At 57.2% G+C, this 12,772-nt stretch carries 12 protein-coding genes and 2 pseudogenes; 2 read left to right on the top strand and 12 right to left on the bottom strand.

Going from position 1 to position 12,772, the window contains the following annotated elements:
• The 6 genes from CLV74_RS22075 to CLV74_RS22050 all read right to left on the bottom strand — a co-directional run.
• Positions 1-826, bottom strand: an 826-nt coding sequence (locus tag CLV74_RS22075) for a thiamine pyrophosphate-binding protein (protein ID WP_245888660.1), incomplete at its 3' end; no start/stop codon positions are given.
• Positions 827-949: 123 nt separating this feature from the next.
• Complete coding sequence (locus CLV74_RS22070; protein WP_106269060.1) at positions 950-2,872, bottom strand: bifunctional 5-dehydro-2-deoxygluconokinase/5-dehydro-2-deoxyphosphogluconate aldolase; 1,923 nt, start codon at positions 2,870-2,872, stop codon at positions 950-952.
• 130 nt (positions 2,873-3,002) lie between these two features.
• Positions 3,003-3,827: an ATP-binding cassette domain-containing protein gene (locus CLV74_RS22065; protein WP_106269058.1), complete on the bottom strand. Its 825-nt coding sequence runs from the start codon at positions 3,825-3,827 to the stop codon at positions 3,003-3,005.
• A gap of 2 nt (positions 3,828-3,829) precedes the next feature.
• Positions 3,830-4,837 carry an ABC transporter permease gene (locus CLV74_RS22060; RefSeq protein WP_106269056.1) on the bottom strand — a complete coding sequence of 336 codons (1,008 nt, stop codon included), beginning with the start codon at positions 4,835-4,837 and terminating at the stop codon, positions 3,830-3,832.
• 110 nt (positions 4,838-4,947) lie between these two features.
• Positions 4,948-5,913, bottom strand: a complete 966-nt coding sequence (locus CLV74_RS22055) for a substrate-binding domain-containing protein (protein ID WP_106269054.1) — start codon at positions 5,911-5,913, stop codon at positions 4,948-4,950.
• A gap of 317 nt (positions 5,914-6,230) precedes the next feature.
• On the bottom strand, positions 6,231-7,190 hold the full coding sequence (locus CLV74_RS22050; RefSeq protein ID WP_106269052.1) for a sugar phosphate isomerase/epimerase family protein: 960 nt from the start codon (positions 7,188-7,190) through the stop codon (positions 6,231-6,233).
• A gap of 193 nt (positions 7,191-7,383) precedes the next feature.
• On the opposite strand from CLV74_RS22050, the gene CLV74_RS22045 reads away from it, so the two are divergent.
• A complete protein-coding gene (locus tag CLV74_RS22045; protein ID WP_106269050.1) occupies positions 7,384-8,400 on the top strand; it encodes a Gfo/Idh/MocA family protein in 1,017 nt (338 codons plus the stop codon).
• A 1-nt stretch (position 8,401) separates the two neighbouring features.
• On the top strand, positions 8,402-9,391 hold the full coding sequence (gene iolG, locus CLV74_RS22040; RefSeq protein ID WP_106269048.1) for an inositol 2-dehydrogenase: 990 nt from the start codon (positions 8,402-8,404) through the stop codon (positions 9,389-9,391).
• A 78-nt stretch (positions 9,392-9,469) separates the two neighbouring features.
• On the opposite strand, the gene CLV74_RS22035 is transcribed toward iolG, so the two are convergent.
• From CLV74_RS22035 to CLV74_RS22020, 6 genes and pseudogenes are all read right to left on the bottom strand, one after another.
• Complete coding sequence (locus tag CLV74_RS22035) at positions 9,470-10,639, bottom strand: Gfo/Idh/MocA family protein (RefSeq protein ID WP_106269046.1); 1,170 nt, start codon at positions 10,637-10,639, stop codon at positions 9,470-9,472.
• Positions 10,640-10,737: 98 nt separating this feature from the next.
• Positions 10,738-11,745, bottom strand: a complete 1,008-nt coding sequence (locus tag CLV74_RS22030) for a LacI family DNA-binding transcriptional regulator (protein WP_170108136.1) — start codon at positions 11,743-11,745, stop codon at positions 10,738-10,740.
• Positions 11,746-11,837: 92 nt separating this feature from the next.
• Positions 11,838-11,987, bottom strand: a complete 150-nt coding sequence (locus CLV74_RS22950) for a hypothetical protein (RefSeq protein WP_170108135.1) — start codon at positions 11,985-11,987, stop codon at positions 11,838-11,840.
• 126 nt (positions 11,988-12,113) lie between these two features.
• Positions 12,114-12,332, bottom strand: a pseudogene (locus tag CLV74_RS23305) (transposase); the annotation flags it as partial.
• Positions 12,321-12,571, bottom strand: a pseudogene (locus CLV74_RS23300) (transposase); the annotation flags it as partial. The pseudogenes CLV74_RS23300 and CLV74_RS23305, both read right to left, overlap by 12 nt.
• Positions 12,572-12,772 (bottom strand): IS3 family transposase (locus tag CLV74_RS22020; protein ID WP_146135008.1); only part of this gene is annotated, 201 nt, incomplete at its 5' end. It abuts the pseudogene before it with no gap.

The raw sequence follows: 12,772 nt of genomic DNA, 5'->3' as shown, positions 1-12,772 counted from the left end.
GCGCGAAGGCCCCCAGCACATCCTCGGCCCCCGAATAGATCACACCGCCACCGGCGATGATCACAGGGTTTTTGGCCCCCTTGATCGCAGCGGCCGCACGGGCCAGCTCGCCCGCATCCGGGCCCGGGCGCCGGATATGCCACACCCGCGGCTCAAAGAATGCCTCGGGCCAATCATAGGCCTCTGCCTGCACATCCTGACAGAACGAGATCGTCGCAGGGCCGCAGTTCGCCGGATCGGTCATCACCCGCAAGGCACGGGGCAGCGCCGACAGCAGATGCTCGGGCCGCGTAATCCGGTCAAAATAGCGGCTCACGGGCCGGAAGCAGTCACTCGCACTCACCGTGCCGTCGTCAAAATCCTCCACCTGCTGCAAGACCGGATCGGGCTTGCGGTTGGCAAACACATCCCCCGCCACAATCAGCAGGGGCAAACGGTTCACATGGGCCAGCGCCGCCGCTGTCACCACATTGGTCGATCCCGGCCCGATGGACGAGGTCACCGCCATCGCCCGACGCCGCTTCATGCCCTTGGCATAGGCAATCGCCGCATGGGCCATGGTCTGTTCATTCTGCCCCCGCCAGGTCGGGAACACATCGCGGTAAGCATGCAGCGCCTCACCGATCCCCGCCACGTTGCCGTGGCCAAAGATCGCCCACATGCCATCAATATACCGCTCCAGCTTCGGTTGCCCTACCGCTTCGCTACTTGAGGGCGATACGGCCCCATGCCCTACCGCTTCGCTGCCCGATGGCTCTGCCTCAACCATCTGCACACTCAGCCACTTCACCATGGCCTGCGCCGCTGTCAGCCGGATCGTGCCCATGCTTATCTCCCAAACCCGTAAAGGCTCCGTTAAAACGGGCCCGCTTTCTTCATCTTGGACCAAATACCTCGGGGGGCGAGGGCTTGCCCGAGCGGGGCAGAGCCCCAAACCGCCCCCGAACCCTTACGCCGCGTTCCGGCGGGCCGCGTCACGCGCCCCGTCCCACACCGCACAAAGCCGCGTGAACCGCTCGGCCATCTGCGCAATCGCCGCCTCATCGGACATCTCGCCCTTCATCCAGGCCCGTGCCGCATCACCAAAGATCGTCCGGCCCACAGCAAAACCCTTCACCAGACCAAAGCCCGCCGCCACCTCGAACGAGGCCGCCAGCTCTGCCTCGGGGGCATCCAGACCCAGAACCACGATCCCGCGGGTGTGCAGATCATATTCCTCGATCGCCGCCACGGCCTTGGCCCAGGCATCCGCCGTCTTCAGAGGCTCCAGCTTCCACCAGTCAGGGTAAACACCGATCTCGTAGAACTGGCGGATCAACACCGCTGTGGTGTCCTCATCCACCGGACCCACCTTCGACGGGATGATCTCCAGCAAAAACTCCAGCCCATTCCGGCGCGAGGCCTCAAACAGGCGCTTCACAGTCGCTTCCTGATCCGCGCGGGTCGCCGCATCATCATCGGGGTGGCAGAAGCACAGACACTTCACCACATTCTCCCGTGCCCACTGGCCCAGACCGCCAAAGTCCGATCCCAGTTCCGGCTCCAGCGTCAGCGGGCGCGAGCCCGGCCATTCCGTCGGACGCCCGATCCACAGACCCGAACCAGACGCTGCGTGCAGGGCCGAGCGGCCGATGCGGTTGTCGCACAGAATGCCATAGCCATCGCGGCCATCCTGCACCTGAGTGGCGGCCTTCATGCACAGCTCTTTGAACGCGCCGCCCTTGGCCAGCGTGTAGCCGTCCATCTCTTCCAACTGCAGACGGTGGTCGAAGGCGAAGACGCGCATGGACGACCAATCCCCCGCATTGCGGGTGTAGCGGGTGGTGGACCAGTGGATCTGCTCCAGTTCCGCATCGTTGCGCAGGTCCTTCTGCTTAACGCCACGCTCCAGGAAGAACTCCAGCTCGGTCAGGCTCGGATAGGCCGGCGTGCAGCCATGACGGCTCACCGCAAAGGCCCCGCAGGCGTTGGCATACTTCAGCGCCACAGGCCAACCGGCATCCTCCATCCAGCCCTTCAAAAGCCCCGAGAAGAAGCCGTCGCCCGCGCCCAGAACATTAAAAACTTCAATCGGGAAGCCCTCGCCGGTCTGGCCATCATCCAGACTGTCCGGCACGTCGCCCTCAAAGGCCACCGCGCCCAAAGCCCCGCGCTTGCAGACCAGCGTCGCGCCCGAGTTCTCGCGCACTGCGCGCAGCGCCTTCACCGTATCGGTCGAGCCGCCCGCGATGTGGAACTCCTCTTCGGTGCCCACGATCAGGTCAAAATAATGCAAACTCGACAGCAGCTTCGCCGTCACCTTGGCGCTTTCCACAAAGCGGCTCTCGCCGTCGCCATGGCCCGCCACGCCCCACAGATTGGGGCGGTAATCGATGTCCAGCGCGGTCCGCAGCCCATGCTTGCGGGCCAGCTTCAGCGCCTTGATCACCGCAGCCTCGGTCCGAGGATGGCTCAGGTGCGTGCCCGTGACCACAACCGCCCGCGCCCGCTTGATGAAATCCTCATCAATGTCGTCTTCGCACAGGGCCATATCCGCGCAGTTCTCGCGGTAGAAAATCAGCGGGAACTGCTCCTCATCGCGAATGCCAAGGATCACCAAAGCGGTCAGACGCTCGGGGTCGGTCACAACCCCGTCGGTACAAACCCCCTCACGCGCCAGCTGCTCAAGGATAAACCGGCCCATATGCTCATCGCCCACACGGGAAATCAGAGCCGTCTTCAACCCCAAACGCGCCGTCCCGCAGGCAATGTTCGTCGGACTGCCGCCGATGTACTTCTCGAAAGACCCCATGTCCTCCAAACGCCCACCAACCTGAGCCCCATACAAATCAACACCAGCACGCCCAATGGTGATTACATCCAAATCAAGCATCCCAAATTCCCTCCATGCACCAAACATTCAGCTTGGTAAAAATACCGCGGGGGTGAATTGGCCCAAAATGGGCCAAGAGGGGGCAGAGCCCCCTCAGCAACTGCAAGGTTTTCCAATAAGGTTTCCGCCATTATCCCGTCACGTTTGGTGGATGCCCCTGATGGGTTTCTTTGTAGCCATCGATATACTGGTCCAGATCAGCCAAAGCCTCGCCACCAGCCATCAGGTCAGTGATTTCTTCACGCGACTTATCACCTCGCATGAAATTGGCCGCCAGAGCTCCGCGTATCAAAACAGCAAAGTGATCACCCACAGCCATTGCATGGGTCACTTGGTGCGTGATGAAAATCACCGCTATACCACGCTTTTTGGCTTCCATTACGATGCGCAACACATGGCTTGCCTGCTTTACCCCCAAGGCCGCAGTGGGCTCGTCCAGGATCAGAACGCGTGCACCGAAATGAACGGCCCGGGCAATTGCTAGAGACTGCCTCTCACCTCCGGACAATCCTCCGATCAATCGGTCACCGTCGGTAATGCGGGTGATCCCGAAATCCTGTACGGCTTTTACAGCAATACTGTTGGCTTGCTTTCGGTCAAAAACTTTGAATGGACCAAAACCTTTCTTGGGCTCGACGCCGACAAAGAATGACCGGCCGATGCTCATCAGAGGGAAGGTTCCGCCAAACTGATGAACAGTGGAAATCCCGGCCTCTTGAGCGTCACGGGGGCCGTCGAAAACAACCGGCTTTCCATCAAGCAGGATCGTTCCAGCTGTCGGTTTGTGAACGCCCGCAAGTGTTTTGATCAGTGTGGATTTTCCGGCGCCGTTGTCCCCTAGCAGACACAGAACCTCGCCCGCCTTTACCTTAAGGGAAATCTCATGAAGAACATCAATCGGTCCAAACGACTTATCGACGTTCCGAAGTTCGATAACAGGAGTAGACTGTACCATCTTCAGCCTCGCTTCTTCGATTTGGGACCGGTATAACTGACGGCCATCTTGCGGAAAGTGTTGTTCATGAGAACCGCGATCAGCAGCATCACACCGATGATGAAAGACGACAGGTTTCGATCAAAATCAGTGAAATAGATGCCTTGGTTCACCATAGCAAAGGTCAGTGTTCCAAAGAAAATTCCGATCACCGAACCAAAGCCGCCCGTCAGAAGAACTCCGCCGATCACCACAGAGATGATGGTGTTGAAGATAAACGTCATCCCTGACGACACCTGCGCCGAGTTGAACAGGATCGTCTGGCACAGCCCTACAAACGCAGCACTGGTCGAAGACAGGACGAACAAGGCGACAGTCAGCTTTTCGGTTGGGATGCCAGCATTTCGCGCACTTTCCTTGTCGCCGCCCATTGCAAGCAACCAATTCCCCCAAGGCGAATAGTGCAGGAAGAAAACATAGAGCCCCGTCAGTCCTAGCCACCACGCGATGATCACCTGATAGGAATTGAAGTAGAAGCTGCCAAAGACCGCCCGCGCCCATTCCGGAGCAGACAGGGATACAGCAGTGGTGTTGGTGATATAGATCGACAAGAACAGTGTGATACCGGTGACCGCAAACAGGGTGCCCATGGTCACGATCAGGGACGGCACACCGGTACGCAGGACCAACAGCCCATTGATAAGCCCGACTGTGGCTCCGAACAACAGCGTGAGGATGATACCGACAGCGATCGGCAGCTCCCAATAGCCCGACAAAATACCGATTGCCATTGAGGACGCGGGCACCATCGACCCGATCGAGATATCAAGTTCTCCGGCGATCATCAGAAAGCCGATGGGGATCGCGATGATGCCAAGATTTGCAGCAACGTTGAGCCAACTCGCGGCGCCTGCAAAAGAGGTGAAGGTACTGCCTCCGAAGAGGCTGAAGAATAGAAAGACAAAGACCATCCCCAGAAACGCGCCGGCTTCCGGGCGCCTGATCAGGGAGGAGAATGACAGGTTACCCATAGGAGTTCCTCTCGGCTGCCCGTTGCGGGCAGGCATCTGAAAATTTTGAAGGATTAACAGCGCGGGTTCCGGCCCAGCGGCCAGATTGGCGGGGCCGGAACCGATGGCGTCTAGCGCGCGCCAGCCTCGACGCCAGCGAGGGCCGCATCGATGTTTGTTGCATCAACGATGCCCGGACCGGTTAGAATGGGGTCAGTGGGCAGGTCGATGCCAAAGTCGATGTACGCAGCAAGCATCGTCGCAGCGAGGAAAGACTGCGCGTAGGGCTGTTGGTCGATGACCATGTTCTGAGTACCGCCTTTGATCCGATCCAATACCGAGGGGCTCAGGTCAAAGTTACCCAGTTTCACCGGACGGCCCGATTGCTGGATCGCAACAGCAGCTGCATCTGCCGACCAAGCGCCCAATGTGATGATGCCATCAATCGAGGGGTCTTTCAGAAGCTCTGCCTTCAAAGCTTCCGAGGTCCCGGTCACATCAGAGTCAATGCTCGCCGGAGTGGGCAGGCGGACGACCTCGGCTCCCGCTGCCTCTGCCCCAGCGACCACGCCATCGCAGCGGGTCTCGAGGTTCACCGCACCTGGAACGTGAATATGGCACAGGATCTTCTTTGCGCCTTGCTCGGCCAGATATTTGCCACCAGCTTCGCCAGCCACGAATTCATCTGAACCAAAGTAATTGATGCCCGAAATGTCGTCTTTCACATCGGCGCCAGAGTTGTACATCATGATCTTGATGCCCTGTTCTGCCGCAGCTTTCAGCGCTGGAACCTGACTTTCGGCGATCCATACGGGGATCGCGATGCCATCGACGCCTTGGCTGACAGCGGTGTTGATCAACTGCACCAGATCAGGACCAAAGTTGTCGTAGTTCTGTGTGGTCAGGTAATTGACCGAACCGCCGTTAGCTTCGATGACGAGTGTGGCATCGTCGACGCCCTTCTTGATGCGATTGAAAAACGCATCATTCGCCGAACCTGCAATGACCGCGATATCAGCGGCCAGAACAGGTGCTGCGAGCGTTGCCAATGCAACAGATGCCAACAATGCGGCACTAATTTTCTTAGTGAATTTCATTTGATACTCCTCCCGTATCACTGCCCCTTTTCGAGGGCAAAGACTGAACTGGGTACGCAAAATCACCTGCGCCTTGCTTCGGATAGACCGTTCTGAACCGTCAAACCTCGAACCACGCTCCTCCCAGAATGTGAACGTATGGGAGGTATATTGCCGCAACGTTCGAAGGGCCTGCTTCAAGCTGATTGAAATCCATCACGGCCAAAAGAAACTATATATTCCCAAAAGTTCATCCCATTTCATGAGATGTGCTGTATGCCAAAATGCAAAACGGCTCCCCGAAGGGAGCCGCGAGTTTTGGTCGGTTTGGCGTATTGTTAGATTGCCTGTAACCTGTAATCGGATGCAGATCGGGGCGTAACAGCCTTGAGCAGGGATACAGACCTTTCTAATCCCTCCATCGAGTTCAGGATGATGTCCTCGTGCTCGATTGAAAGCCATCCGTCATAGCCCCCAAGCTTCAGACGATAGCAGAATTGTCGCCACCATGTTTCGTCATGGCCGATCCCCAAGGTAACATAGGTCCATGAACGGGCAGCTATATTGGTCAGCTCGCCGTTTTCCAGCAGAGTAGTGGTCGCCTGAACCGGCGTGTTCAGCATCGTGTCCTTGGCGTGGACATGGTAGATGGCCTCACCCAATTGCTCGGCAATCATCAAAGGATCACCTCCCATCCAGAACAGATGCGAGGGGTCAAGGTTGGCCCCGATCACCGGCCCGATGGCCTGCCGAAGTCGCAGCAAGGTAGGAACGTTGTAGACGCACTGGTTGCCATGCATTTCCAAAGCGATCTTCTCGACCCCCCACTCCTTGGCCAGCGCTGCGATTTCTGTCCAGAAGGGGATCAGCACCTCGTTCCACTGATAATCAAGGATACTTCGGGTTTCCGGCGGCCATGTGGACACAACCCAGTTCGGCATAAGGTCACTTGCGCGACCCGCTGGCAAACCGGACATAGTGCAGACAGTATTAATCCCCATCTCGCCCGCCACACGGATGGTGTCCTTCAGACACTCGGCCTGATGGGGTTCCGTTGGATGGGTCGGGTTACCGTTCGCATTCAGGCTAATCACCTCTAGCCCTCGATCGGCGAACGCCTTTTGAAATCCCCGCCGCGCCTCTGCGCTCGTCTTCATCCCATTCAGGTCAAAGTGCGGCCCCGTAGACCAGCCGCCTGTGTTTACCTCGACCCCGTCCACGCCCAAACGCGCTGCTGCGTCCATCATTTCATTAAAAGACAGCCCGCCAAGGCTATCCGACACGAATCCGATTTTCATGTTGTCTCCTCTGGAAAACATCAGGGCATGCACCCCTGTTGATTTCAGCAGGTACGCCAACGGCGCCAGCGCTCCATCCACGACGCTGATCGAAATCCATCACAATACGGCCTGCTTGGCTGCAGACCCCATGACAAGACGGGAACACTCATGACTTCCGGCCGCGCCGGACACCTGATTGGGAGGAAACAGAATGAGTTTGAAATCAGCCCCCGTGAAATGGGGCATATTGGGTGCCGCCCGCATCGCCGAAGGGGCAATCTTGCCTGGTATGACGGCCAGCGCGTGGTGCACGCCCTATGCGCTCGGCGCACGCAATGTTACCCGCGCCCGCGCTATGGCCGACAAATTCGGCATCCCGAACGCTTATGGCAGCTATGACGAGGTTCTGGCCGACCCCGAGGTGGAAGCTGTTTATATCGCACTACCGAACCACCTGCATGTAGAATGGGCCCGCAAGGCAGCAGACGCGGGAAAGCATGTGCTGATCGAAAAGCCCGCTGCAATGGATGCCGCGGCTCTAGAAGCACTAGAAGGCGTTGACCCCGCGCTGAAGATCTCCGAGGCTTTCATGGTGCGCCAGCAGCCTCGCTGGATCAAGCTGCGGGAAATTCTGGACGAAGGCACCTATGGACGCCCGATGACCTTTTCGTCGCTTTTGTCCTTCACCATGACCAACCAAGAGGACTTTCGCCAGAAACCTGAATGGGGTGGCGGCGCGCATTATGACCTTGGCTGCTATACCGCGATGGCCGCCCGCTATGTCTTTGACGCCGAACCTCTGCGCGTCTTTGCGATCATGGACAAGAATGCCAACGGGATCGACATGTTCACATCGGTGATCCTGGATTTCGGCGCAGGACGTCAGGCAACTTTTATGGTGTCCCTGGCAACGGCGTCTTCGCAATCAATCCAGATCGTTTGTGAAAAGGCCTTCATCACTCTTCCCCAAGCCTATGTCCCGTCGCGTGTCGATCCGAACCAGATCCTGATCGACACCTCACAGGATCACGCGAACTCCGACATCACCCCGATCGCGTTTCCGGCGCTAGACCAATACGAGGCCGAGGTTACCAATTTTTCCAAAGTAATCCGCGGCGAACCTGCCCCCTATTTCGACCTGACCGACGCATGCGCCAACGCTGCGGTAACCGATGCAATCTTTGCGTCCGCTGCCAGTGGCACTTGGGCCGATGTCAAAGGAGCCTGACATGACTGTTAAACTTGCCCTCATTGGCGCTGGCCGCATCGCGAACGTCCATGCGGACGCAATCACTGCGAACCCTGACGCGACCTTGGTTGCTGTCACCGATCCTTGCGCCGAGGCTGCTGAAAAGCTGGCGACCCGCACAGGGGCCCGCGTCGCAACCCCGGAAGATATCGCAGCAGATGAGGAGATCGATGGCGTTCTGATCTGTACCCCGACCAGCACTCACGCCGACCTGATCGAGACCTTTGCCAAGGCGGGCAAACATATCTTCTGTGAAAAACCGGTCGATCTGGATCTGGCACGCGCCCAACAGGTTGTGACGATTGCCCAAACCGCTGGCGTTAAACTGATGCTTGGGTTCAACCGCCGCTATGATCCGAACTTTGCGGCCGCCCGTCAGGCCATCACCGACGGCAAAATCGGCGCGGTCGAGATGGTGGTGATCACCTCGCGCGATCCTGGGGCGCCTGATTTGTCTTATGCGCGCACATCCGGCGGGATTTTCCGCGACATGACGATCCATGATCTGGACATGGCCCGCTTTATGTTGGGCGAAGAGCCCGTTTCTGTCTCGGCTCACGCATCGGTTCTGGTGAAACAAGAGCTAGCAGATATCGGTGATTTCGACAGCGTCAACGTGATCCTTGAAACTGCAAGCGGCAAGCAGGCGGTCATCACAAACTCGCGCCGTGCCACCTATGGCTATGATCAGCGGGTCGAGGTTCACGGCTCTGCCGGTGTCGTGGATGTCTCGAATTTCCACGAAAACACGGTGCGGATTGGCAATGCGGATGGCTTTGCGACAGCTCCGTTGATGAACTTTTTCATGACCCGCTATGTGCCGTCCTATGCAGGCGAGATGAAAGAGTTTGTGGCCTGCATCAAAGAGGACCGCGCCCCTGCCACTACCGGCGAAGACGGGGTAGTTGCGTTGCGGATCGCGAATGCCTGCGTGGCGTCGGTTCGGGACGGGAAAAGGGTTAAGATCTAGAAGCGCGCTCCTGCTTCTTACGACACGCATAAAAAAGGCGCCCGACGGGCGCCTTTTCCTTTGACTGATGGTGCGACCCTAGTCCTGCCACCGAACCTGAACGGGGCCGTTCGATGCACTGGCAAGCTGAATCGCATCCAGCACTTGCGCCGCGCGAAAGCCATCTTCGATGGAGCCGTTTTCAAAGGGTGTACTGTTCTGAACTGCGGATAGGAATTCATGGATCATGAAGCCGAACCATTCGGCATAGCCGACTGAAACCAACCCATGAGGTACCGCCGCCAGATCGCCAACCGCTGGCGATGCAGGACGGTTCGTAACCCGAACAAATGCACCCGCTGCGTCGTCATCAAAGCGAGCTAAATCAAAGAATGAAGGCATCTCTGTCGAGAAGCGCGCCGATCCCTTGGTTCCGAACAGATCAACAGCCAGTAGATTGCCGTACCCGATGGCCACGCGGCTCGCAGTGACAAAGCCTTGCGCACCGTTCACGAAGCGTACAAGGCCCGACATTACATCATCGTTGTCCACCTTCGCAGTTTGGTCGGACAGTTCTACATGCCCGTGACCAACCGATGCTGAAAGGGGCAAATAGCGATCAGGTACCGATATCGTCGATGTCGCCCCCACCACTTCACTGATGTCCCCAAAGAGGAACCGCATCACATCGACTGCATGGGTTCCGATGTCCAATAATGCGCCCGGTCCCGCCTTGGCAAATTCGTAGCGCCATGAGTGTGGCAGCAGCGGATCTGCCGCATAGTCACACTGAAAACGAACAGAGATTTGAACCGGATCACCAATCTCTCCCGCACTAATACGCGCCTTTAGCTCTGCGAGCGCAGGAATGCGGCGATAATTGAATACTGTCCCCGAAGTACAGGCAGCAGCTTTGGCGGCATCCCGTACGGGGCGAGCAGAGTCCGCACTCAACGCCAAAGGCTTTTCGCACAAGACATGTTTACCTGCGGCAAGCGCAGCCATGGTCACTTCGGTATGAAGAAAATTGGGCAAGCAAATCGATACGACAGCAATCTCGTCATCTGCCAGCACCGTCTTCCAGTCGCTTTTGATCTCCTCAAAGCCATATTTCGCTGCCAGTTCCTGTGCCAAAGATGCGTTCATATCACAAACGGTCTTCAACCGAAGGCTGGCCTGACCAAACTGGTGTGCAAACTGGCGATAAGCGGCGGCATGAGCGGCGCCGATCATTCCAGCGCCGATGATTGCAATTCCTTGCGCAGACATTTGAAATCCCTCCGTGACTGCAGTCATTCGCTCATAGTCACCAAGGTTGCAGCCCGCAGGAGAATAGCTGATGGAAATCCATCACGGGAGCTGCGTGGTTACATATCCGTCGGAATATACTCGGCTGTATAGAGCACGATCGGTACCTGCGAGACATAGGGCGACGACACGGGCACATCCTCGTAGCCGAAATGATCTAGCAAAACGTCAATCGCGAATTGGGCCTGCAAGCGCGGGCTTTGATCAATGGTCAAGGTCATGATCCCGTCCCGCAGCATTTGCGAGGTATACTTGGTGAGTTCATGACCGATGAACAGCGGTCTCTCGTTCAGGATGTTGCGTTCGATCGCAGCCCGTACACCCAGATTTGCCGCCCCGACATTATAGACAGCGACAGCATCAGGGATCTCGCGGAAAGCCGTCTCCAGCAGAGCCTGTGATCTTGATCGGTCATCCAGTCCCTCAACAATCCGGGCAATTTCGATGTTTGGCGCGTTTTGTTTCAAGTAATCACGAAAACCTTCTACCCTTTGCGCATGTGACTGAAACCCAAGCTGGTTGCACAGTATTATCGCCGGTCCCCCCTGACGGGCCATGTTCCCTACAAAAAAGCCCGCCGAGCGGCCAGCAGCGTATTGATTAGTCCCTGCATAGGCCAGCCGCCGCGTGCCTAAAACATCAGAGATCATCGTCACCACAGGCACATCCCGGTCGTGCAAAATCTCGATGGCTTCCCGGATCAGTGGATGGTCCTGCGCATAGACAATGACTGCATCGCAGAGCGTCGATTTCAGAGCTGCTGCAATGGTCTGAGGTTTTTCATCCGCTAATGTAGAAACCTGTAGCAGAATAGACCGCTCCAGATTTCGAGCGATTTTCTTGAATTCCTCGGCCATGCTGGCCAGTAACGGCAACGTCGGGCGCGGCAGGATCAGATTAATCCTGATAGTAGGCTTGTAAGAAGGCGGAAGCTGTCGACGCAATCCAAGGCTGCGAGCGGCATCGATAACCTTTTTTCGCACATCTTCACGCACATTGCCACGTTCGTTCAAAACGCGATCAACCGTTGCGGATCCGACACCTGCCAGCGCTGCAACATCGGACATCGTGGGGCGCTTTTCTTTAGATTGTGACATTAATTCTCGTACACACTTAGCAAATTCCACCCAAACGTCTGTGGGCACCGGAGACTTCAGCATTAACCAATCACCGGTGGAATGCGTAACAGAAATTCCAATAGCCGATGCCGCCGGAACTGTATGCGAAATACAACCGCTCCCACTTCATCCAGCCCGACAAGAGGGCAAACGGCCTTCCCTAAACCAATCGCTAGAACCTTGATATCCATTGTATGCTCCTCTCTCAAACTATGCTGCCACGGTGGCGGCGGGTTGATGGAAAGATTGGAAAGATGATGTCCCACGAGATGGTGTAGCTCATAGCGGGCCTCGTGCTGACTGGCGGGCCGAGCTGGTCAGTCGCGCTGCGCTGCAGGCAAGCTGACCACGACATCATTGCAGATTGGCACCAACGTTTCCAGTGTCAGATAGCGGCCGCGCTGCACGGTCCATTCTTCGGTCTGTTCCATCAGGATTGCGCCGACGAGGCGGCGGATTGAAGCTTCATTCGGAAAGATCCCGACCACGTCCGTGCGGCGCTTGATCTCGCCGTTTAGGCGCTCAATCGGCCGCGTCAGGAAGGCATCGACACGGTCATCAATCTCTTCGCACAGACGGCTGACCTAGCTTTTCGAGATCCCAGTCCCGCCCCCTCTCGGCAGCATCCTGCGGATGCGCCTGCCGTGCAACGCATGGCCTGCACCAGATCGTCCATGGATCGCGTCGAGACGCCATGAACATAGGCTTCCTGAATGACCGCCGTTAATGCCTTCTGAACCGCCCCGACTTTGCCGGAGGGTATTTTGTTCAACGACTAGGCGACCATATCGATTGACTTCAGGTTTGCATAGAATGCTTCCTCTGCTTCAGCGGGCGGAATGTATCCGATGGGTCCCAGCAAGCGGCGGCTGTTATACCAATCGACCCATTTGAGCGTTTCCCATTCGACGTCACGGACCGATTTCCATGGCCCGATCTGATTGATCACTTCTGTTTTGAAGAGACCGATCACGCA

The sequence above is a fragment of the Donghicola tyrosinivorans genome (genome assembly GCF_003003355.1).
Taxonomy (GTDB): Bacteria; Pseudomonadota; Alphaproteobacteria; order Rhodobacterales; family Rhodobacteraceae; genus Donghicola; species Donghicola tyrosinivorans.
The sequence above is the reverse complement of the archived record's forward strand: the minus strand, read 5'-3'. Positions and strand labels throughout refer to the sequence as shown.

What these genes read in the sequence shown, in the direction of transcription:
- CLV74_RS22070 (WP_106269060.1), bottom strand. Translation starts at nt 2,872, where the DNA reads ATGCTTGATTTGGATGTAATCACCATTGGGCGTGCTGGTGTTGATTTG.
- CLV74_RS22065 (WP_106269058.1), bottom strand. Translation starts at nt 3,827, where the DNA reads ATGGTACAGTCTACTCCTGTTATCGAACTTCGGAACGTCGATAAGTCG.
- CLV74_RS22060 (WP_106269056.1), bottom strand. Translation starts at nt 4,837, where the DNA reads ATGGGTAACCTGTCATTCTCCTCCCTGATCAGGCGCCCGGAAGCCGGC.
- CLV74_RS22055 (WP_106269054.1), bottom strand. Translation starts at nt 5,913, where the DNA reads ATGAAATTCACTAAGAAAATTAGTGCCGCATTGTTGGCATCTGTTGCA.
- CLV74_RS22050 (WP_106269052.1), bottom strand. Translation starts at nt 7,190, where the DNA reads ATGAAAATCGGATTCGTGTCGGATAGCCTTGGCGGGCTGTCTTTTAAT.
- CLV74_RS22045 (WP_106269050.1), top strand. Translation starts at nt 7,384, where the DNA reads ATGAGTTTGAAATCAGCCCCCGTGAAATGGGGCATATTGGGTGCCGCC.
- iolG (WP_106269048.1), top strand. Translation starts at nt 8,402, where the DNA reads ATGACTGTTAAACTTGCCCTCATTGGCGCTGGCCGCATCGCGAACGTC.
- CLV74_RS22035 (WP_106269046.1), bottom strand. Translation starts at nt 10,639, where the DNA reads ATGTCTGCGCAAGGAATTGCAATCATCGGCGCTGGAATGATCGGCGCC.
- CLV74_RS22030 (WP_170108136.1), bottom strand. Translation starts at nt 11,745, where the DNA reads ATGTCCGATGTTGCAGCGCTGGCAGGTGTCGGATCCGCAACGGTTGAT.
- CLV74_RS22950 (WP_170108135.1), bottom strand. Translation starts at nt 11,987, where the DNA reads ATGGATATCAAGGTTCTAGCGATTGGTTTAGGGAAGGCCGTTTGCCCT.